Consider the following 22,989-nt stretch of genomic DNA (forward strand, 5'->3'; position numbering starts at 1 on the left):
GTAGTATTGGTGAAGTTATAAATTGTTTCATCTACTGTTACAGAATAATTATAGGCTTCTTGTGCAGCAATCTCAATACTACCATTTTCTTTGCCAACACAGGTTTCTCCTATAACTTCTATCGTAAAATTGGCTGGGGGGAGGCTAAATAAAGGACAGCCAGTTTCATTTACATTAATTCCAGGGAAAGTGTTAGGGCACAAATCTAAAGTATCTGCAACACCATCGTCATCACTATCATCTAGATCAGTTCCTCCTCTTGGATCTAATAGTTTTATAGAAGAAAATAGTTTGTATTCTCCAGGTTTTAAAGAAATTGTTTCAGAAGTGTTGATAACGTTTTTTTCTTCCCCAGTAAAATATTCATACCAAATGCCAGTTTTTGTATAAGGAATGTTTATTTCTTTATTTACAATATCAAAATTCCCAATTATAACAATATCCATGCTAGAATGTTTTAATACGATAGATTTTGTTAGTGTATTTACATTTAATAAGAAATCAGAAGAATTGAATACTTCTGGATATTGTTTTTTAAATTCAATTAAAGTAGCCCAAGTATTATATAGTTGTTTTCTTTGAGCTTCATTAAAATATTCCCACAATATTGGTTTTCTTCCTACTCTATCATTTTCATTGATACTAATGTCATAGCCCAATTCACCAAATTGCCATATCATTTTAGGTCCAGGAATGGTAAAGAAAAACATTCCTGCAAGTTCTTGTCTTGCTAAAGCTGTGGTTAAGTTTTTTACTGAATAATCGCCACTAGCATTTCCAAATTGCAGATTTTTATACATTAGGCGCTCTTCATCGTGGCTTTCCATATAACCAATAAGGTTTGGATTATTCCAACCACGGTTTTTATGAGAAATCCAAGAAATATCAGTGTCGGAATTGTATCCCATAGTATTTTGATTGTAATTGTGGTTTAGATTTCCCCACAACATAATACCATAATTAGCTAATTCAGTTTCTTCTGAATTTGTAGCTAGATGTTCAAAAATAACATACGGTTTGTTTGTAGAATTATAACTCCACACATGGTCTGCATAGTTTTTTAAAATAGCTATTCTACTTGCATCATAGGTACTTGCCCAATTGTTGCTTCCATAATATAGGGTGTTAGAAAAACCTTTAGTAAAATCGAACCTAAAACCGTCAACTTTATATTCTTCCATCCAATAAGTTAATACATCATTAAAAAAGTTGGTAGTGTATGAAGATTCATGGTTAAAATCGTAGCCCCAATGCGCACTTGTATTATCTACCAAGTTATGATTTTGATTATACCAAGGGTTATCAGCAGCAGGCTTATTATTTTGTGAATCCCAATACATTTGAAGTAGAGGAGATTGTCCGTATGAATGATTAAAAACAACATCTGCTAGAACAGCTATATTTCTTTTATGACATTCATCTACAAACTTCTTTAAATCATTTTTTGTTCCATAGGCTTTGTCTAAAGCCATATATAATGCAGGATTGTAGCCCCAGCTATCTGCTCCTTCAAATTCATTTATAGGCATTAATTCAATAGCATTGATGCCTAAAGACTGTAAATAATCTAATTTAGTTATAGCTTCATTATACGAGTCAGATTCTGTAAAATCTCTGATATGTAATTCATAAATTATTAAATTGTCTTGCGGAGGTTTAATAAAGTCCAAAACATTCCAAACGTATACTTCTTCATTGATTTTAAAAGTAGAAACATAACCATCGGTTAAATTAGTAGGATATTCTTTTAAGTTGGGATAATTTCCTTCTTTAATATATTGATCTGTCCAAGGGTCTAATATTTTTTCCGAATATGGGTCGGCTATTTTAATATTAAAGTCGATAAGATATTGATATGCATATTCAAAATTTTGGTCTAGGTTGTTTAGTGTAATCCAAAAATACTCACCGTCTTTATATAGTTGATAGGCTTCGTTTAATTCCCAGTTATTAAAATCTCCAATCAAAAAAACATCTGTTTTGTTTGGAGCAAGTAACACAAAAGTTATTGAATTATCAGGATGAATATTGATTCCATTTTTTACACCATTTGGTAAACTTTTATGTTGAGTTGGGGATTTTACAAAAACTGAAATTTCAGTTTCTTTAGTTTCATTATTTGCAGTAGCTTTAGCTTTTATAAAATGATTTCCAGTTGTAGTAAACTTATAATTAGTAGAAATAGTTGTTGAACTATTAGCTATTTTTTGAGAAATACTGTTTACTAAAACTTCTAAATCTGCTTCTAGAGAAGATTCAGCAGTAATAGTAATAGTTTCATTTAAATTAAATGAATTGTTATTTATTGGGTTCGTGATTGTGATATTTAAACCTTCTTCATAGATTGGAATAAAAATATCTGACGTTTGAGTATTTCCATCTGAAGATCGAAAAACAAAACTTAGTTCTGTTATTGTTTTGTTAGTATTGATTCCATAAAAAGAATAAGCAGAAGGAGTGATGCTTAAAGTATATTCATTAGAGTTTGAGGCTGATCTTGTTAATTTTGGTTGTACATTATTTTCGCCCCAATTTCCAATAACATTTTGCCATTTCACCCCATCAACTGTAGCTCCTGTATGCGCATAAATGTCTCCACTATAATTATTAAGTGGAGTGTTAGCAGCATTAAAAACTATGGTTATTTCATTAGTTGCTGTAGGAATTGCTGGTAAAGTACTAACTTGAGCAAAACTTACTTGAACTAATAGTATAAATAGAAGAGCTATTTTTTTCATTTTGTTGGTTTGAAATAAATTTAAAAAAATTAATAGTAAAAATCTGCATAAATATTTTTATGCAGATTTTTATAAATATTCTAATTAAAAGTTATTTTTAATTAAATAGCTGTAATAATATAAGTAGGTGCATTTTCATCACTAAAATCTAGAATAATTGAGTAGGTTCCAGCAGAAACAACGATGTTAGCTCCTCCAGCTTCAAGACTACCATCATTACCATCATCACCATAATTAACATCCCAACTATCATTAGTTCTAAATTTTATTTCACCATCTATTAAAGTTACTTTATCAAGTACCCAAACACCATCTTTACTGTAATCTGGAGAGAATCTTACATTTGGCCCATCCCAACCATTTGGAGCAGCAGAACCTACTAATCCCCAAATATCAATTGGTTCAATAGAATATTCTAATGCATTTAGATCTAAAGTTACCAAATAATTACCTGCAGTAACAGCGATATTAGCACCTCCATTTTCAAGTTTTCCATCAGCTCCATCATCACCATAATTTAATCCCCAATCATTATTAAATCTAAATTTAACCTCACCTTCACTTAAAGTTACAACAGTTTTCCAAGTGTTCGAATAAGAATCATAATTCATTGTCATATCAGGTCCATCCCAACCATTTGTTGTAGCGGAACCAACAAGTCCCCAAGTATAAGTTTCTATGGTATAGGTTAGTGAATTAGTATTAAAAGTAATTTTATAAGTTCCAGCTGAAACAACTATATTAGCTCCACCAGGTTCTAGGCTACCATCATTACCATCATCGCCATAATTAACATCCCAACTATTATTACTTCTAAATTTAATTTCACCATCAGATAAAGTTACATAAGCTACAACAACATCTGCATTGCTAGTTTGATAGAAAGGAAGATCTGGTCCATCCCAACTATTAGGTGTAGCACTTCCAACTACTCCCCAAATGGTAGATAAGTCTAGTTTGTCTTCATAAACAGTTGCATTAAAGTTTGTGATATTAGAAACTAAATCTTTGTAATCACTTAATACAGCTCTTACTTGAACTGAAACGGATGAAGGTGAACCACCTTCTAACCCTAATCCTATTAAAATTTTATTTAACTCAACAGTTTCAAATGTTTTTGAAAGTTCACTTCCAACAGATATTGCTTTTTCGCCATTTGCAGTTGATAGTGCAACTTCATATTCTGCACCTGCATTAAAGCCATAATCTGGCTTAGTCCAAGTTACAGTTAGTACATCTTGTCCAGCATTGTCTTTGTCTAAAACTACATCAGTTGTTGAGATGCTAACTGTGGTAGTAGCATTAGAATTTAATACTGTAAAATCTTCTTTATCACAAGCAACCAAAAAAACTGAAGCTGTGAATAGAATTAACAAATTATTTAATAATATTTTCATTTTTTCCTTTGATTTATATTAGTACGAAGGGTTTTGTTGCAAGTTTGGATTTGCATTTAAATCTGTAGCTGGAATTGGGAAAAGGTTTAAGTAAGAAGGGGTTGAAACACCTTCTTTTACACCACCTTTCCAAGGCCATACATACGCTCCATCGGTAAATCTTCCAAATCTAATCAAGTCAGTTCTTCTGTGACCTTCCCAATAAAGTTCACGAGCTCTTTCATTTAAAATAAAGTCGAGGTCTATAGAAGTTACTGTACCAAAATTATTGGCTCTAGCTCTTAATTCATTCATATAAGAAATTGCATTCGCTTCACTTCCGCCTCCACCTCTTAAGGTTGCTTCTGCGTACATTAAATATACATCAGCTAGTCTAAATAAAGGAAAGTCAGTATCAGTAAAGTCCCCACTAGTATCAGATCCAGCTACTCCATTACGATCTACGTTTTTAAATTTAGGAACAGCGTAACCATCTGTAAAAGTGCTTATAGATTCAATTTCCAATTCTTGTCCGTCAGTATAAAAAATTGCTCTTGGGTCTTTTTCAAATGAATATTCTTGAGTATTTACGTTAACAGTAAGTTTGTATAAACCAGCTGATACTGAAATGTTACTTCCATTATCTCCAAAATTACTGCCATTCCAAGCATTATCGGTTCTAAATTTTATTTCACCATCTACTAAGTTAACAAATGCTTGAACTACATTTGGAGTACTTGTTTGATGAAGAACTAAGTCTGGACCATTCCATCCGTTTGGTGTTGCAGATCCTACCACTCCCCAATTTGTTGCAGTTCCAATTTTGGCATTAGAAGCATTAAGATCAATTCCAGAATTAAAAGTGTTTACTAAAGCACTTGTAGTTCTAGTACCTCCCCAACCACCATTAATTCCGTAATCTTCAGGAGACATACTACCTCCAACGGCTGCGTGAATTAAAAAAGTTGTACCACCAAAAGATTGAGTTCTCAACCCATCAAATGCGATAGGGAAAATAACTCCATTAGCAGTGTGGTTATCAGCTAAAAATAAATTATCATAAGTTGTTTCTAAACTATAACCCGCATTTATTACTTTTTCTGCATAATTTACACAGTCGCTATATCTTCCAGTTTTTGTATAAACTTCAGCATTTAAATATAATTTAGCTAATAAAGTCCAAGCAGCAGCTTGATCAGCTCTTGCATACTCGTTAGTTCTTGGAGCAGGTAATTTACTTTCAATAGCTAATAATTCACTTTCAATAAAGTTAAATAAATCGGCTCTTTTAATTTGCTCAGGAAAGAAGAATCCAACTTCATCAGTTTCGGTTACAAATGGGAAATTACCAAATAAGTCAATAGCATGATAATAACTTAAAGCTCTTAAAAAGCGTACTTCACTTTTATATATTTGAATTTCTTCTAACAGCTGACCATCAACTCCTCTTGCACTTAGTTTTGCATCTGTTGTTTCTCTAAGGAAAGCATTACAAGAAGTGATTTGATATATGATTCTATTGTATAAAGCAGTAATAAATTCATTACTAGCGTTCCAATCTTGTTCATGGTAATCTGGTAAACTTCCATCTGCCCATCCAATTACAGCTTCATCTGTAGTTACTTCTTGAGCTAACCAATATTGTCTTAAATATTGACTAAAGCCTTCATCAATTCCTGAAATATCAGGTAAACCTGCAGGACCTTGTTGTCCACTAATAGCTAACCCTGCATAAATTTTAGCTAAAACTTGTTTATAAGTAGCTGGGTCATTAAATAATTCGTCAGCTAGTACAATGTCTTTATCTTGAGGAACTGTATCTAGATCTTTTAGACACGAGGTTAAAGTAAACAAAGTTACGATAGTTCCTATCATTAATATTTTAAAAGAATATTTTTTCATTTCTTAGTTAATTAAAAGTTTAAGTTAACTCCAATCATATAAATTCTTGGTCTTGGATAGATGTTAAAATCGATACCATTTCCAACTTCAGGATCAAGACCTTCATAATCAGTTATGGTTAATATATTTTGGGCAGAACCTGAAACAGATAAGTTGGAAGATTCTCCAAACACACTACCAAAATTATAACCTACTGTAACATTATCTAACTTTACAAAAGAGGCTTCTTGTACGTAGTAATCAGACAAATATCTTTCGGCTCCACCATTGATAAATCCTGATTCTAAAATATTTTCAACTCCATTTTCAATTACATTAGGGAAACCTGGATTAAGTAATTGGTCTCTAAATCCTTTAGCAGAATCAACATTATTGTAAACATAATTTCCAATATTTGCTCTCCATGCCATATTGAAATTCCAATTTTTATAGTTTAAATCTGTTGTAAATCCTAAAGTATAATCTGCTGTTGGTTTTTGATATCTGTATCTATCAGCATTACTAATAATGCCATCATTATTTCTATCTACATATACACCTTCAATTGGTTTGCCATTGGCATCATATACTTGTTGGTAAACAAAGAATGAATAAGGATCATAACCTACGGTATGTCTTTGAATGGTATTTCCTACACCTCCATCAAAACCACCTACAGGAACTCCCTCATAGTCTGGGCCATCATTTGTTGTAAGTTGAGTAATTTCAGTGTCATTGTAAGTAAAGTTTAAACCAAAGTCTAAATTTAAATCTTCAGTTCTTATAGCTTTTGTATTTAAGGTAAGCTCAATACCCTTATTCTCCATTTTACCAATGTTAGCATTACCAGCATTAGATAAAGATGAACCTCCAGGAAATGGTATAAAGTTTAGTAAATCTTTTGTTTTTCTAAAGTAAGCATCAACAGATCCGCTTAAAACATTATCAAATAAACCAAAATCTAGACCTGCGTTGTAAGTTTCAGTTTCTTCCCATTTTAGAGTTGAGTTGAAAGGTTGTGCTCTAAATGTTGTGATATAGGAGCTTCCAAATTGGTATTGCGCAGTATTTGTACTGGCCAAATATGTTGCAATTGCTGGATAGTAATCTCCAACATCTTGTTGACCAGTGATACCCCAGCTTAAACGTAATTTTAAGTTAGAAACAGCATTTGCATTTTTCATAAATGGTTCTTCGTAAATTTTCCAAGCAAATGCAGCAGAAGGGAAATTACCCCATCGGTTACTTTTACTAAATCTAGAGGATCCATCTCTTCTATAAGTTAAGGTTAATAGGTATTTATCTGCATAAGAGTATTTTAATCTTCCAAAAAATGACTGTAAATTTAATTCATTATAATAATCTAATAATTCTGTTAAGGTTTTATCTTGAATATTATTTTTATCAAACCCTTCATTTTTAAAATTTTGATAAGAGTATCCAACCATAAAGTCTATAGAACTATTAATAGCATCTATATCCTTAGCATAATTCAAGTAGAAATCAGATAAGATATTCTTTTTATCTTGTTCAAAATGTGAAATACTTCCTAAAGCAGCAAGTTCAGCAGTTTTGGCAGTAGCTGAATTAAAAATGGTATTATCACCATCACTACTTGAAATATCATAACCAAGATTAAGATTGGCTCTTAATTCAGGTAAAAAGTGCATTTTATAGTCAAATTGAATGTTACCAATACTTCTGTTAGAGTGACTTTCATCATTTCTTAATTCTAATAAGGCTAATGGGTTTCTTGGAGCTCCAACAGCTTGAGGGTTTCCATTTTCTTGTAACCATTCAAAATATCCACCATAGGTAGGATTGTTTGAATATACTGGTTGGGTTGGATCAAAAGAAATGGCATTTCCTATTGCACCTGTGTCTGCAAAACGGTTGTTAATTAATGATAGTTTAGTATTTAAATCTATTTTTAAATGCTCATCTAATAATACAGTACCAATACTAACTGCAAAAGTTCCTCTTTCAAGTTTTGAAGTTTTTAAGGTACCTGTTTGGTTGGTGTAACCTAATGAAGTTCTAAATTTAAAAGCACCACTACTACCATTTAAACTTAAATTATGATTGGTACCATAACCAGTTCTAAAAATTTCGTTTTGCCAATTTGTATTTTCATTTCCTAATAAAGCTATATCAGAAGGAATTCCATTTTCATTTACATACGTTCTAAATTGATCGGCAGATAAGGCATCTACAGTTTCAATATTTGTATTTACAGAAAAGTTAGAACTATAGGTTCCTTGAATATCTCCATCACTCCCTTTTTTAGTTGTAATAATGATTACTCCATTAGAAGCTCTAGAACCATAAATAGCGGTTGCAGAAGCATCCTTTAATATGGTGTAAGATTCTATATCATTTGGGTTAATGGTATTTAAAGGGTTTCTGATACCCGCAATACCTTCTTTGTCAACAGGAACACCATCTATAATAAATAGTGGGTCATTTGAAGCATTTAATGAAGCTCCACCTCTAATTCTAATTGTAGATCCACTTCCTGGAGCTCCACCACCTGATGTAATTTGTACACCGGCAACTTTACCAGTTAACATTTGGTCAGGTGAAACAATAGCACCTTTATTTAAATCTTTCGCTTTAACTGAAGTTACTGATCCTGTAGCATCTTTAACTGTGGTAACACCGTAACCAACAATTACTACTTCATCTAAAGACTCCGTACTCTCTACTAAAGAAACATTAATTGTTGTAGTTTCACCTACGGTTATTTCTTGTGTGTAAAAACCAATATAAGAAAACACTAAAACATCTCCAGGTTTAACATTTTCTAAAGTATAATTTCCATCAAAATCTGTTGAGGTCCCTTTAACTGTCCCTTTAATTATAACGCCAACGCCTGGTAATGCCGTATTACCTTTTGACTCTACTACGGTTCCTTTTATTGTTTGTTGACCAAACATTAAAATAGGAACTAAAAGTAGGACATTAAACAAAAAAAATTTAAAATTTTTCATCTATTTTAAGTTAATTAATAATTAAGTTTTTTTTAATAATTTTTGATACTATTTTTTTACTTTTCACAGTGTGAAGTTAGGAACTTAACATTTATTTAACGTGACAATAGTCATCTAAAAAATTCCGCAAACGTTTTCGTGTTTATAACTTTTTTACTCAAACGTTAGAGTTAATAGGGTTTTTTTATGTTTTTTTTTGGAAATTTTAAAAAAGCTGTTAAAAATATGTTTTTAGAATGTTTAAATGTTAGTTAACTTATTAACTTAATAGTTTTATATTTGTAGTTAACAAGATTTACTTAATTGATATGAAACCAAGAATTACTTTAAAAAAAATAGCAAATGAGTTTGGAGTATCCATATCAACAGTTTCTAAAGCACTAAAAGATAGTCATGAAATAAGTGAAGAAACACGAGAAAAAATTAAAGCATTTGCAGGCTTTTATAACTATAAACCTAATAGTTTAGCATTACAATTAAGAAATCAAAAAACTTCCGTTATAGGTGTAATAATTCCTGAAATTGTACATCATTTTTTTTCAACAGTAATCAATGGAATTGAAACCTATGCAAATGAAAAGGGATATAATGTGATGGTTTGTTTATCTAATGAATCGTATGATAAAGAGGTGTCTAATATAAGTGTATTAACTAATGGAAGTGTTGATGGTTTAATTGTTTCACTTGCAAGAGAAACCCAACAAAATCAAAATTTTAAACATTTTGAAGCACTTATAAAAGATGACTTTCCGTTGGTGTTATTTGATAGAGTTAAAGATGATTTAGCCTGTGATAAAGTTATTATTGATGATGTTGGAGGAGCTTATAAAGCAGCTAATCACTTGGTTGAAATAGGAAAAAGAAGAATAGCTTTATTAACCACTCAAGATTATATTACAGTAGGTTCATTACGAAAAGAAGGGTATTTAAAATCATTAGTTAAAAATGATATTGGAATAGATGAAAGCCTTATTTATAAAATTGATGATAAACAAGATTTGTACGAACAAATAAAAAAAGTAATTTTTGTAAAAAATCCACCAGATGCCATATTAGCTGTTAACGAAATTTATGCCGCCAATGCATTAAAAATTGCTAAAGAAAGAGGCTTAACAATTCCAAATGATATTGCAATTATAGGGTTTACAAGTGGGTTGATTTCAGAATTTACATCTCCTCCGTTAACTTCAGTTGTTCAACATGGTTTTTTAATGGGAAAACAAACAGCAGAGTTGCTAATTAATAGAATTGAACATACCGCCTCAAAAGAGTATCAAAAAGAAGTGATTTCACCTAACTTAAAAATTAGACAATCAACTTTAATTAAATAAGAATTATATTTAATTAAAAATATTTATAAAAAATTGTTTAAAAAATAATTGTTAACTCAAAGGTTATAGTACTAGATTTTCTTTTTTTTTGTTTAAAAAACTGATTTTAAAAGCGATAAAGTTTCAATTTAATTTATATATTTGTTCAGTAAAAGCAATTTTACACTACTATTTTTTCACACTTCACATTAGCAATTAAGGTCTTTACCTTAACTTGTATTAATATTTTTAATACTAATTATATTTATGGAAAAAAGGAAACTAAGTTTCTGGGATATCTGGAACATGAGTTTTGGGTTCTTAGGAATTCAAATGGGATTTGCATTACAAAATGCAAATGCCAGTAGAATATTACAAATATTTGGAGCCGACGTTCATGAATTATCTTGGTTTTGGATTGTAGCACCTTTAACAGGTTTAATTGTACAACCCATTATTGGTTATTATAGTGATAGAACTTGGACCAAACTTGGAAGAAGACGTCCTTATTTTTTAGCAGGAGCTTTATTAGCATCTATCGGGTTGATTTTAATGCCTAATGCAGAGATGTTTACTGCTTTTATGCCTGCCTTATGGGTAGGTGCAGGAATGTTAATGATTATGGATGCTTCATTTAATATTGCAATGGAGCCATTTAGAGCATTAGTTGCAGATATTTTACCATCTGATCAAAGAACTTTAGGATTTAGTGTTCAAACTATTTTAATTGGTATTGGAGCTGTAGTAGGTTCTTGGCTACCATATGTTTTAACCAATTGGTTTGGAATTGTAAATGAAACTCAACCAGGAGAAGTTCCAACAAATCTTTTATGGTCATTTATAATAGGTGCTACAGTTTTGGTGATAAGTATTTTAATTACGGTATTTACAACGAAAGAATATTCTCCAGAAGAAATGGCTCAGTTTACTGATGATAAGGAAGAAGTAGAAGAGGAGTCAAGTATCCTAGATATTTTTACCGATTTTAAAAAAATGCCTTTAACGATGAAGCAGTTGAGTTCGGTTCAATTTTTTTCTTGGTTTGGGTTATTTGGTATGTGGGTGTTTTCCACTCCAGCCATTGCACACCACATATATGGTTTAGGGCTTGAAGATCATGGAACAGCATATCAAAATGCAGGTGATTGGGTAGGAATTTTATTTGGAGTTTATAATGCAGTTTCTGCTGTTTATGCTTTCTTTTTACCAGCAATAGCAAAAAAAATAGGAAGAAAAATGACTCATGCTGTTTCATTGTTTTTTGGAGGTTTAGGTTTAATTTCTATTTATTTTATGCCTAATGAAAATTGGTTGATTCTTTCTATGATAGGTGTAGGAATAGCTTGGGCAAGTATATTAGCAATGCCATATGCTATTTTGGCCGGATCAATTCCTGCAAAAAAAATGGGTGTTTATATGGGAATATTCAACTTTTTTATAGTGTTGCCACAAATAATTAATGCAATTATTGGAGGACCAATTGTGAAATACTTTTATGGAGGAAACCCAATTTATGCATTGATAATGAGTGGAGTTTCATTATTAATTGCAGCAATGTTAGTTTTCAAAGTTAAAGATGTAGATGATGTAGTAACAACAAATAGTTAACATGAAAAAAGAAATAGCATTTATATTTGATTTAGATGGCGTAATTGTAGATACAGCAAAATATCACTTTTTAGCTTGGCATAATTTAGCAACATCTTTAGGCTTTGAGTTTACTGAAAAGCATAACGAATTATTGAAAGGAGTAAGTAGAGTTAAATCTTTAGAAATCTTATTAAATATAGGAAATATTGAATTAACAGAAGATGAAAAACAATCGATGTTGATTAAAAAAAATGAAGAGTATTTAGAGTATGTCCATCAAATGACTTCAGAAGAAATTCTCCCTGGAGTACTTCATTTATTAGATTTTTTAGATGAACATCAAATTAAATATGCCTTAGGATCAGCAAGTAAAAATGCTCCACTAATTTTAGAAAAAGTAGGTTTATTAAAAAGGTTTACAGCATTAGTTGATGGTAATGACGTGTCTAAAGCTAAACCTAATCCTGAAGTGTTTTTAATAGCTGCTCAAAAATTAAAAACTGCACCTGAAAACTGTATTGTAGTTGAAGATGCCATAGCTGGTGTAGAAGCTGCAAAACTAGCGAAAATGACATGTGTTGGTATTGGAAATCAACAAATATTAAATAAAGCCGATGTTGTATTTAAAGATATGACAGGGTTTTCTCTTGAGTTTTTAAAAAAATTAATTAACAACTAAAGTTATTTCTATTTTTTTTGAATAAACATCAATTGTCAATTTAAAAAAGATTAATAGAACAAATTTTAAAAATTCCGCTTTTAGAGGAATTATAAAATGTGATAAAATGAATAAGAATTATATTATTCCTAATGAATGGTCCATTATAGAAGAAGGTTTTTGTGCTGAAAATGTTGAAGCATCAGAAAGTCTTTTTAGTATCGGAAATGGAGCCATGGGACAACGAGCAAATTTTGAAGAAGATTACTCTGGAAACACTTTTCAAGGAAGTTATATTGGTGGAATTTATTATCCTGATAAAACAAGAGTTGGATGGTGGAAAAATGGGTATCCAGAATACTTTGCAAAAGTACTGAATGCTCCAAATTGGATTGGAATTGGCATTCAAATTAACACTACAAAATTAGATTTAAACACTTGTAAAGTTTCTAATTTTAAAAGAGAGCTAAATATGAAAGAAGGCTGGCTAAGTCGTTCTTTTGTGGCAAAACTTCCAACAGGTGAACAAATTGAAGTTTGTACGAAACGATTTATTAGTATAAAGTATAACGAAGTTGGAGCAATAGCATACACAGTTAAACCTTTAAATTTTTCAGGAGAAATTAGTTTTTCGCCTTATATAGATGCAGGTATTGTAAATGAAGATGCTAATTATGATGAATTTTTCTGGGAAATTCTTCAAATTTCACCAGAAGAAAATAAAGGAGCCATTCTTTCAAAAACGTTAAAAACAGAATTTCATGTTGCTACTGCAATGGCAGTTTCATTTACGAGTAATGAAAAACCTATTGAGATTCCCCAACAAACATTAATTGAAGAAAAATCAATTACATATTCTTATACGTTGAATATCTCAGAAGGTGAAACTGCAACAATTTATAAATATGGTAGTTACGTAAGTTCATTAAACCATTCGAATGAAGAATTATTAGATGCCGCATTTAAAAACGTAACCGAAGCTAAACAAATAGGGTTTCAACAACTTTTAAATAGTCAAATTGATTCTTGGAAAAATATTTGGAAAACCGCCGATATTATTATTGAAGGTGATGTGAAAGCGCAACAAGGAATCCGTTTTAATATTTTTCAATTAAACCAAACTTACATGGGTACCGATGCACGTCTAAATATTGGACCAAAAGGCTTTACTGGTGAAAAATATGGAGGCAGTACTTATTGGGATACAGAAGCATATTGTATTCCTTTTTATATGGCAACAAAAGATGCCAGTGTGGCCAAAAATCTATTACTTTATCGCTACAATCAATTAGATAAAGCTATTGAAAATGCCGAAAAATTAGGATTTACTAATGGAGCAGCTTTATATCCAATGGTAACTATGAATGGTGAAGAATGTCATAACGAATGGGAAATAACTTTCGAAGAAATTCATAGAAATGGAGCCATGGTTTATGGTATTTATAACTATGTAAATTATACGCAAGATTTTGAATACATTCCAAAAAATGGGCTAGAAGTAATGATAGCAATTGCTCGTTTTTGGCATCAAAGAGCTAATTTTTCCGAAGCTAAAAATAAATATGTTATTTTAGGTGTTACAGGACCTAATGAATATGAAAATAATGTAAATAATAATTTTTACACAAATTATTTAGCAAAATGGTGTATTGAATATACGGTTGATTGTTTAAATAAGGTAAAACATAATTATCCAGATGATTTTGAAAGAATTATTAACAAAACCAATTTAAAGGCAGAAGAAACCTATAAATGGTTAAAAGTAGCTGAAAATATGTATTTTCCTTTTGATGCTGAAAAAAATATTTATTTGCAGCAAGATGGTTTTTTAGATAAAGAAATTAGTTCTGTTGATAAATTACCAATCAGCGATAGACCAATTAACCAAAAATGGTCTTGGGATCGTATTTTACGCTCATGTTATATCAAGCAAGCGGATGTACTCCAAGGGATATTCTTTTTTGAAAACAAATTCTCAAAAGATGAAGTGGAACGTCACTTCGATTTTTACGAACCTTTAACTGTTCATGAATCTTCTCTATCACCTTGTGTACATTCAATATTAGCAGCTTCTATAGATCGTATGCCTAAAGCGTATGAACAATATGTAAGAACTTCTCGTTTAGATTTAGATGATTACAACCATGAAGTTCATGAAGGATGTCATATTACAAGTATGGCAGGAACTTGGATGTCTATTGTACAAGGTTTTGGAGGAATGCGTGTTTGGGATGATGGTAAGTTAACCTTTAATCCACAAATACCTAAGGAATGGAAATCGTATTCATTTACAATAAACTTTAGAGGTAGTATTATCAAAGTTTATAAAAGTCAAACAGCATGTAAGTTCTTTAATGAATCTGGTAATGAAATTAAAATGCTTGTTAATAATAATGAAATTTTAATTCCTTCAAACCAATTAGTTACAGTTTAAATTAAATTTAAAACTTATGAAAAATAGTTGTTTCCTAATACTATTATTTTTAGGATTTTCTTTATATGCTCAAAAAATAGAAAGAGTTGAGCCTCCTAATTGGTGGGTTGGGATGAATGAACCTCAATTAGAATTGCTAATTTATGGGGAGAATATTTCGAGTTATACACCATCAGTAAATCATGCAAATATTCAATTAATTGAGGTGAAAAGAACTGAAAATAAGAATTATTTATTTTTAAATTTTGATATTTCAAAAGCATCTTTAGGAAAGTTTAAAATATCCTTTTCAAAAAAAGGCAGGCGAAATAACTTTACATATGAATATGAGTTAAAAGAGAGAACAAAAAACTCAAAAAATAGAGAGGGTTTTGACAGTTCTGATGCCATATATTTAATAACTCCAGATCGTTTTGCCAATGCTGATACTTCTAATGATAAAGTAAAAGGACTTCGTGAAATAACCATCAATAGAAAAGATGATTATGCACGTCATGGAGGCGATTTAAAAGGAATTACAAATCATTTAGATTATATTCAAAAAATGGGATTTACGGCCATTTGGTCAACCCCAGTTTTAATTAATGATATGAAACAAAGCTCATATCATGGATATGCTATAACCGATTTGTATGAAGTTGATCCACGTTTTGGTACTTTGGAAGATTATATTGCTTTATCAAAAAAAGCAACTGAAAAAGGAATAAAATTAATAATGGATCAGGTAGAAAACCACATTGGAAGTGAACATTGGTGGATGAAAGATTTACCTACCAGTAATTGGGTTAATTTTCAAAAAGAATTTCTACAAGGAACTACTGTAATAACCAACCATCGAAGAACAACCAATCAAGATAGGTATGCTTCAGAGTTTGATAAAAGACTTATGAATGAAGGTTGGTTTGTTTCAGCAATGCCCGATTTAAATCAAAACAACCCATTATTAGCAAAATATCTAATTCAAAATAGTATTTGGTGGATTGAAACTTTGAATTTAGGAGGTATTCGTCAAGATACATATCCGTACCCAGATAAAGAATTTATGAGTCAATGGGCTGGGGCAATTATGTTAGAATATCCAAACTTTAGCATTGTAGGAGAAGAATGGAGCACCAACCCGTTATTGGTGGGTTATTGGCAAAAAGATGCTGAAAATAAGGACGGATATCGTTCTAACTTAACTTCAACAATGGATTTTCCAATGCAAAAAGCAATTGTTGATGGTTTAAATGAAGACGAAACTTGGGGTACTGGTTTGGTGAAAATATATGAAGGTTTGGCAAACGATTTTTCATATTCAAAACCAAACACAATGATGGTTTTTCCAGACAATCATGATATGAGTCGGATTTACACACAGTTAGGAGAAGATTTTGCAAAAACTAAAATGGCAGTGGGATATTTGTTAATGTTACCTAGAATTTCTCAAATTTATTATGGAACAGAAGTACTTTTAAGTGATGCCGCAAAACCAGGTGATCACGGTTTAATTAGAACCGATTTTCCAGGAGGTTGGAAAGGTGATAAAGTAAATGCATTTACAGGAAAAAACCTCACTAAAAATCAAACCGAAATGCAATCTTTTTTGAAAAAGGTATTAAACTATAGAAAAAATAGCGAGGCCATTCATAGTGGAAAAACAGTTCATTTTGGACCTGAAAATGGTGTATATGTGTTATTTAGAGTTAAAAAAGATGAAACTTTAGTGGTTATTTTAAATAAAAATGAAACTCCTGTTGAATTAAATTTAGAGAGATTTAACGAAATAAGCTTACAAGGTAGGAAATTAAAAAACATTGTCTCAGGAAAAATCACCACTTGGCAAAAAACTTTGAAGCTAAACTCAAAAGGTATTACAATTTTAACTACTAAAATGTAACTTAAATGAAGTTAATTAAATTAAACATACTAGTATTTTTATTACTTCAATGTTGGTGTGTGAGTGCGCAAAACTCAACAAGGGTTTTTATAAAACTAGAAAAGTTAGGTTCAGAAATTAAAATTTCAACAACTGATGGTTTTTATTTGATTAAACCTTATTCAAATAAAATTATTGAAACCTCTTTTATACCAAAAGGAGAAGAGTTTTTACCTAATTCACATGCGGTAGTTTTAAAACCTTCAAATGTAACATTTAAAGTAACTTCTAATAAAAATTTAATAAAAATCTCTACTAAAGGGATAGCTGTTGAAATTGTAAAATCACCTTTTCAAATTTCATATTCTTATAAAAATAAGCCTCTAATTTCTGAACGGAAAGGATTCCTTAATAGTAAAGAGTTTCAAACGTTAGATTTTAATTTGACAACTGATGAAGTTTTGTACGGAGGTGGTGCACGTGCTTTAGGAATGAATAGAAGAGGATATAGATTGCAATTATACAATAGGGCGCATTACGGTTATGAAACGCATTCTGAATTAATGAACTATACTATGCCTTTAGTGTTTTCTTCCAATTTATATGCTATTCATTTTGACAATGCTCCTATTGGTTACCTTGATTTAGATAGTAATAAAGACAATTCGTTAAAGTATGAAACTATTTCAGGAAGAAAAACCTATCAAGTTATTGCAGGAAATTCTTGGGAAGATTTAATTGAACAATATACTATATTAACAGGAAAACAGCCTTTAATTCCACGTTGGGCTTTAGGAAATTTTTCTAGCAGATTTGGCTATCATTCTCAAAATGAAGTCACTACCACTATTGATAAATTTAGAGAAGAAAAAATTCCAGTGGATGCTGTTATTTTAGACTTATATTGGTTTGGAAAAGACATTAAAGGAACTATGGGGAATTTCGAATTTTATAAAGATTCGTTTCCCAATCCTAAAAGGATGATAGCCGACTTAAAACAAAAAGGAGTTAAGACGATATTAATAACAGAACCTTTTATTTTAACAACTTCCAATAAATGGAAAGAAGCTGTTGAAAAGGATATTTTAGGAAAAACTAACGAAGGAAAACCATATACCTACGATTTTTATTTTGGTAACACTGGAATTATAGATATTTTTAAACCTGAAGGGAAACAATGGTTTTGGAATATTTATAAAAAGTTTACCAATTATGGTGTTGCAGGTTGGTGGGGAGATTTAGGTGAACCTGAAGTTCATCCTTCAGATTTATTGCATGCAACAGGAACTGCTGATGAGGTTCATAATATTTATGGTCATAATTGGGCTAAATTAGTTTATGAGGGTTATCAAAATGAATTTCCTAATCAACGACCATTTATTTTAATGCGAGCAGGTTATTCAGGTTCTCAAGGCTATGGATTAATACCTTGGTCTGGTGATGTAAACAGATCTTGGGGAGGCTTGCAGTCTCAAGTAGAAATTGCATTGCAAATGGGAATGCAAGGCTTGGGTTATATGCATTCTGATTTAGGTGGATTTGCGGGTGATAATTTAGATGATGAATTGTATACTAGATGGTTGCAATACGGTGTTTTTCAACCTATTTATCGCCCACATGCACAAGAAGCAGTTCCTTCAGAGCCAGTATTTAGAGAGTCTGAAACTAAAGCTTTAGCCAAAAAGTCTATAGAGTTACGTTATAGCTTATTACCTTATAATTATACACTAGCTTTTGAAAACAATCAAAAGGGACTGCCTTTAATGCGACCATTATTATTTGAGAAATCAAATAATAGAAGTTCCTTAATAAATGATAAAGCGTATTTGTGGGGAAATGATTTTTTAATAAGTCCTGTAATAAAACCTAATTTAAAAGAACAAGAAGTGTACTTTCCTTCTAATTCAAATTGGTTTAATTTTTATACAGAAGAGAAGGTTAAGGGAGGGCAGACTAAAATAGTTTCATTAAATAAAGAAAGTATTCCAACCTATGTCCGTGGTGGAGCTTTTATTCCAATTATTAACCCAATTCAACATACAAAGCAGTATAATTTAAACTCTTTTAATTTGCATTTTTATTTTGATAAAGAAGTAACAAAAAGTGAAAGTAACTTGTATAATGATGATGGTGAAACACCAAATGCTTATGAAAAAGAAATGTATGAGATGTTTCATTTCAAAAGCAACTATAAAAAAGGCAATTTAACAATCAAAATTAAACAAGAAAGAGGCGTTAATTATCAATTTACAAAGAAAAAAATAACTTTGATTGTACATCATGTTTCCAAAAAGCCAAAAAAAATTAAGGGATATAATTTTACTTGGAACGCTGAAAATAAAATATTGTTTATTCCCATTGAAATAACTAATTCTTCAAATAAAATAATTCAAATAAAACTCTAATTAAAATGCAAAAATATATACTTTATTTCATTTTATTAATTTCATTTATACGTTGTAAAAACAGTACTCAACAAGTTGTTAAAGCGGTTGAAACTCCATTCATTTGGGAAAACGTGACTATGTATTTTTTGTTAACCGATAGGTTTTTTAATGGAGATACTAACAACGATGTTAATTTTAACAGAACCCAAAAAGCAGGAAAATTAAGAGGATTTGAAGGAGGTGATATCAAAGGTATTATAAAAAAAATTGAAGCGGGATATTTTACAAACTTAGGTGTAAATGCTATTTGGCTTTCACCAGTTTATGAACAAATTCATGGAGCCACAGATGAAGGTACCGGTTTAACATATGCATATCATGGGTATTGGACAAAAGATTGGACTTCTTTAGAACCTAATTTTGGAACAAAAGAAGATTTAAAAAAGCTTGTTGAAATTGCTCATGCACATGGAATCAGAATTGTTTTAGATGCTGTAATTAATCATACAGGTCCTGTTACCGAAGTAGATACTGTTTGGCCTAAAAATTGGGTGAGAACTTCCCCTCAATGTACCTATCAAGGATATGAATCTACTGTAAAATGCACTTTGGTTGAAAATTTACCAGATATAAAAACGGAAAGTAATACAGATGTTAACTTACCACCACATTTAATTGAAAAATGGAAAAAAGAGGGTAGATATGAACAAGAAATGGCAGAATTAGAAGCCTTTTTTAAACAAACAGGCTACCCAAGAGCTCCAAAATATTATATAATGAAATGGTTGGCTGATTATATAACAGACTATGGAATTGATGGTTATAGAGCCGATACAGTTAAGCATACTGAAGAAGATGTTTGGCAAGATTTTAAAAAAGTTTGTGATAATGCTTTTGAAAATTATAAAATTAACAATCCAGATAAAATATTGGATAATAATAATTTTTACTTAGTTGCTGAAGTCTATAATTATGGAATAAGCGGAGGCAGATATTTTGATTTTGGAGATAAAAAAGTGGATTATTTTAACAAGGCGTTTCAAAGTTCTATCAATTTTGAATTTAAGTGGAATGCTGCTCAAGATACCTATGAAGAAATTTTTTCAAGATATTCTTCAATATTAAATAATGAACTAAAAGGCTATGGAGTTTTAAATTATATTAGTTCACATGACGATGGTTCTCCTTATGATGCTAAAAGAGAACAACCTTTAGAGTCTGCCACAAAATTATTATTAAGTCCTGGAGGAGCTCAAATTTATTATGGAGATGAAACTGCTCGTTCTTTAATTATTGAAGAAACAGTAGGAGATGCTACTTTGCGATCTAATATGAATTGGAATGACATTTCAACCAACAAAAAAACAAAAGAAATTTTAGCTCATTGGCAAAAATTAGGAAAATTTAGAAGTAAACATCCTAGTATTGGTGCAGGAATTCATAAAATGATTTCTGAACAACCGTATGTTTTTAAAAGAACGTATTCTGAAAATAATTTTAATGATAGTGTGGTTGTAGGGATTGATTTGCAAGTAGGTAAGAAAGAATTATTTGTTGAAGATACTTTTGCTAACGGAACAAAACTGATAGATTTTTATTCAAATACTGAAGTGGAAGTAAAAAATAATAAAGTAACACTAATCACACCATATACAATGGTATTACTTGAAAAGAAAATTTAAGATGAAATATATAAAAATAAGCATACTATGCTTTTGTGCATTGTTTTTATCATGTACAGGTAAACAAAAAAATAACATACTAGTTTCTTCCCCAAATAAATTAATTAAGGTTGAATTTAAATTATTAGAAAATGGAGAGCCAGCTTATTGGGTAACTTATAAAAATGAAGAGGTAATAAAGAAGTCAACCTTAGGATTTGATTTAAAAGATAACCCTCCGTTTAAAACAGGTTTTAAAATTATAAGGTCAAACATTCGTAGCTTTAATGAAACTTGGGAAATGCCTTGGGGGGAGCAAAAAGAGGTTGAAAATAAATATAATGAACTTAAAGTAGAACTTCAAGAAACTTCAGAGTTAAATAGAAAATTAAACATTGTTTTTAGAATATATGATGATGGGGTAGGCTTTAGATACGAAATTCCCAAACAAAAAAAATTAGAAGAAGTCTTTATTACAGAAGAAAATACAGCGTTTAACTTAACAGGAAATCATAAAGTTTGGTGGATTCCTGGAGATTGGGATATTTATGAACACTTATATAATACGACTAACTTTTCTGAAATTAATGCTAAAGGCAAAGCAGAACATCCCAATTTAGCTCAAACTTATATTCCAGAAAATGCGGTAAACACTCCGGTAACCATGAAAACGGATAAAGGTTTATATGTAAGTTTTCATGAAGCTGCTTTAGTAGATTATTCAGGGATGACCTTAAAAGTTGATACTGTAAATTATAAGATGAAAAGTGTTTTAGTAGGTTCTGAAAATGTTGATTATAAAGTGAAGAGAACTGTACCTTTTAAAACGCCTTGGAGATCAATCCAAATAACTGATACAGCAGGTGATTTAATAGAGTCAAAACTTATAGTTAACTTAAATGAACCTAATAAATTAAGCGATATCTCTTGGTTCAAGCCAACCAAGTATACTGGTATATGGTGGGAAATGCACTTAGGGAAATCATCTTGGGATATGGCCTCTGGAAAACATGGAGCAACAACAGAAAATACCAAAGCTTATATTGATTTTTCTTCAAAAAACAACATTGGAGCTGTGTTGGTTGAAGGATGGAATACAGGTTGGGAACATTGGATTGGTTTTGAAGACCGTGAAGGTGTTTTTGATTTTGTAACACCGTATTCAGATTATAATTTGCAAGAAGTTGTTCGTTATGGAAAAGAAAAAGGGGTAGAAATAATGATGCATCATGAAACTTCTGCTGCAACACAAACCTACGAAAAACAACAAGACACTGCTTATGCTTTAATGCAAAATTTAGGAATTCATACTGTAAAAACTGGTTATGTTGGAAAAATTTTACCAAAAGGAGAATATCATCATGGACAATATATGGTGAATCAGTACAACAATGCAATAATCAAAGCTGCGAAGTATCAAGTTGCAATAAACGCACATGAACCAATTAAAGCAACTGGTTTACGCAGAACGTATCCAAATACTATTTCTAGAGAAGGATTACGAGGACAGGAGTTTAACGCTTGGGCAAGTGATGGAGGTAATCCTCCAGAGCATTTAACAATTGTAGCATTTACACGTATGTTGGCTGGGCCAATAGACTATACTCCAGGAATTTTTGATATTAAGTTCAATAAATGGAAAAAAGAGAATCAGGTAAATACAACCATAGCACAGCAATTAGCATTGTATGTAGTTATTTATAGTCCAGTGCAAATGGCTGCCGATTTAATTGAAAATTATGAAGGAAATCCAGCATTTCAATTCATTAAAGATGTTGGTGTAGATTGGCAACAAACAAAAGTGATAAATGGTGAAATTGGAGAATTTGTTACTATTGCTAGAAAAGAAAGAAATTCTGAAAATTGGTATGTAGGTGGAATTACAGATGAAAATTCAAGGGAATTAACTATTGATTTTAATTTTTTAAGCCCAAATATTACTTATATAGCAACAATTTATAAAGACGGTGAACAAGCACATTGGAATAATAATCCAACCGATATAATAATTCAAAATAAAGAAATTACAAATCAATCTAAACTAAATTTAAAATTAGCTGAAGGAGGTGGGTTTGCAATTAGTTTAAAACCAAAAAAACAATAATA

At 30.9% G+C, this 22,989-nt stretch carries 12 protein-coding genes; 8 read left to right on the plus strand and 4 right to left on the minus strand.

Annotation, left to right across the window (positions count from 1 at the left end):
* The 4 genes from Q0714_RS13570 to Q0714_RS13585 all read right to left on the minus strand — a co-directional run.
* On the minus strand, positions 1-2,738 hold a 2,738-nt coding region (locus tag Q0714_RS13570; protein ID WP_298265974.1), incomplete at its 3' end, for an alpha-amylase family glycosyl hydrolase.
* Between the two features lie 101 nt (positions 2,739-2,839).
* A complete protein-coding gene (locus Q0714_RS13575) occupies positions 2,840-4,135 on the minus strand; it encodes a SusE domain-containing protein (RefSeq protein WP_298265975.1) in 1,296 nt (431 codons plus the stop codon).
* An 18-nt stretch (positions 4,136-4,153) separates the two neighbouring features.
* Positions 4,154-6,016 carry a RagB/SusD family nutrient uptake outer membrane protein gene (locus Q0714_RS13580; RefSeq protein WP_298265977.1) on the minus strand — a complete coding sequence of 621 codons (1,863 nt, stop codon included), beginning with the start codon at positions 6,014-6,016 and terminating at the stop codon, positions 4,154-4,156.
* 11 nt (positions 6,017-6,027) lie between these two features.
* Positions 6,028-8,985: a TonB-dependent receptor gene (locus tag Q0714_RS13585; protein WP_298265979.1), complete on the minus strand. Its 2,958-nt coding sequence runs from the start codon at positions 8,983-8,985 to the stop codon at positions 6,028-6,030.
* A gap of 308 nt (positions 8,986-9,293) precedes the next feature.
* On the opposite strand from Q0714_RS13585, the gene Q0714_RS13590 reads away from it, so the two are divergent.
* From Q0714_RS13590 to Q0714_RS13625, 8 genes are all read left to right on the plus strand, one after another.
* Entirely contained in the window at positions 9,294-10,316 is a 1,023-nt protein-coding gene (locus Q0714_RS13590; protein WP_298265981.1) for a LacI family DNA-binding transcriptional regulator, read from the plus strand.
* 246 nt (positions 10,317-10,562) lie between these two features.
* Entirely contained in the window at positions 10,563-11,903 is a 1,341-nt protein-coding gene (locus Q0714_RS13595; protein ID WP_298265983.1) for an MFS transporter, read from the plus strand.
* Between the two features lies 1 nt (position 11,904).
* Complete coding sequence (gene pgmB, locus Q0714_RS13600) at positions 11,905-12,564, plus strand: beta-phosphoglucomutase (protein ID WP_298265986.1); 660 nt, start codon at positions 11,905-11,907, stop codon at positions 12,562-12,564.
* Between the two features lie 106 nt (positions 12,565-12,670).
* Positions 12,671-14,977 (plus strand): glycoside hydrolase family 65 protein, encoded by a 2,307-nt coding sequence (locus tag Q0714_RS13605; RefSeq protein WP_298265988.1) that lies wholly within the window; start codon positions 12,671-12,673, stop codon positions 14,975-14,977.
* Positions 14,978-14,993: 16 nt separating this feature from the next.
* Positions 14,994-16,856 carry a glycoside hydrolase family 13 protein gene (locus Q0714_RS13610; RefSeq protein WP_298265990.1) on the plus strand — a complete coding sequence of 621 codons (1,863 nt, stop codon included), beginning with the start codon at positions 14,994-14,996 and terminating at the stop codon, positions 16,854-16,856.
* A gap of 5 nt (positions 16,857-16,861) precedes the next feature.
* Positions 16,862-19,240: a TIM-barrel domain-containing protein gene (locus tag Q0714_RS13615; protein WP_298265992.1), complete on the plus strand. Its 2,379-nt coding sequence runs from the start codon at positions 16,862-16,864 to the stop codon at positions 19,238-19,240.
* 5 nt (positions 19,241-19,245) lie between these two features.
* Positions 19,246-20,904 carry an alpha-amylase family glycosyl hydrolase gene (locus tag Q0714_RS13620; protein WP_298265994.1) on the plus strand — a complete coding sequence of 553 codons (1,659 nt, stop codon included), beginning with the start codon at positions 19,246-19,248 and terminating at the stop codon, positions 20,902-20,904.
* 1 nt (position 20,905) lies between these two features.
* The gene (locus Q0714_RS13625; RefSeq protein ID WP_298265995.1) at positions 20,906-22,987 is read left to right on the plus strand and encodes a glycoside hydrolase family 97 protein; all 2,082 of its coding nucleotides are present in this window, start codon (positions 20,906-20,908) and stop codon (positions 22,985-22,987) included.
* Positions 22,988-22,989 lie beyond the last annotated feature (2 nt).

This window comes from uncultured Lutibacter sp. (assembly GCF_947493565.1).
Lineage (GTDB): Bacteria > Bacteroidota > Bacteroidia > Flavobacteriales > Flavobacteriaceae > Lutibacter > Lutibacter aestuarii.

Excerpts from the sequence above, each read along its gene's own strand:
- Q0714_RS13575 (WP_298265975.1), bottom strand. The coding sequence starts at position 4,135 with ATGAAAATATTATTAAATAATTTGTTAATTCTATTCACAGCTTCAGTT.
- Q0714_RS13580 (WP_298265977.1), bottom strand. The coding sequence starts at position 6,016 with ATGAAAAAATATTCTTTTAAAATATTAATGATAGGAACTATCGTAACT.
- Q0714_RS13585 (WP_298265979.1), bottom strand. The coding sequence starts at position 8,985 with ATGAAAAATTTTAAATTTTTTTTGTTTAATGTCCTACTTTTAGTTCCT.
- Q0714_RS13590 (WP_298265981.1), top strand. The coding sequence starts at position 9,294 with ATGAAACCAAGAATTACTTTAAAAAAAATAGCAAATGAGTTTGGAGTA.
- Q0714_RS13595 (WP_298265983.1), top strand. The coding sequence starts at position 10,563 with ATGGAAAAAAGGAAACTAAGTTTCTGGGATATCTGGAACATGAGTTTT.
- pgmB (WP_298265986.1), top strand. The coding sequence starts at position 11,905 with ATGAAAAAAGAAATAGCATTTATATTTGATTTAGATGGCGTAATTGTA.
- Q0714_RS13605 (WP_298265988.1), top strand. The coding sequence starts at position 12,671 with ATGAATAAGAATTATATTATTCCTAATGAATGGTCCATTATAGAAGAA.
- Q0714_RS13610 (WP_298265990.1), top strand. The coding sequence starts at position 14,994 with ATGAAAAATAGTTGTTTCCTAATACTATTATTTTTAGGATTTTCTTTA.
- Q0714_RS13615 (WP_298265992.1), top strand. The coding sequence starts at position 16,862 with ATGAAGTTAATTAAATTAAACATACTAGTATTTTTATTACTTCAATGT.
- Q0714_RS13620 (WP_298265994.1), top strand. The coding sequence starts at position 19,246 with ATGCAAAAATATATACTTTATTTCATTTTATTAATTTCATTTATACGT.
- Q0714_RS13625 (WP_298265995.1), top strand. The coding sequence starts at position 20,906 with ATGAAATATATAAAAATAAGCATACTATGCTTTTGTGCATTGTTTTTA.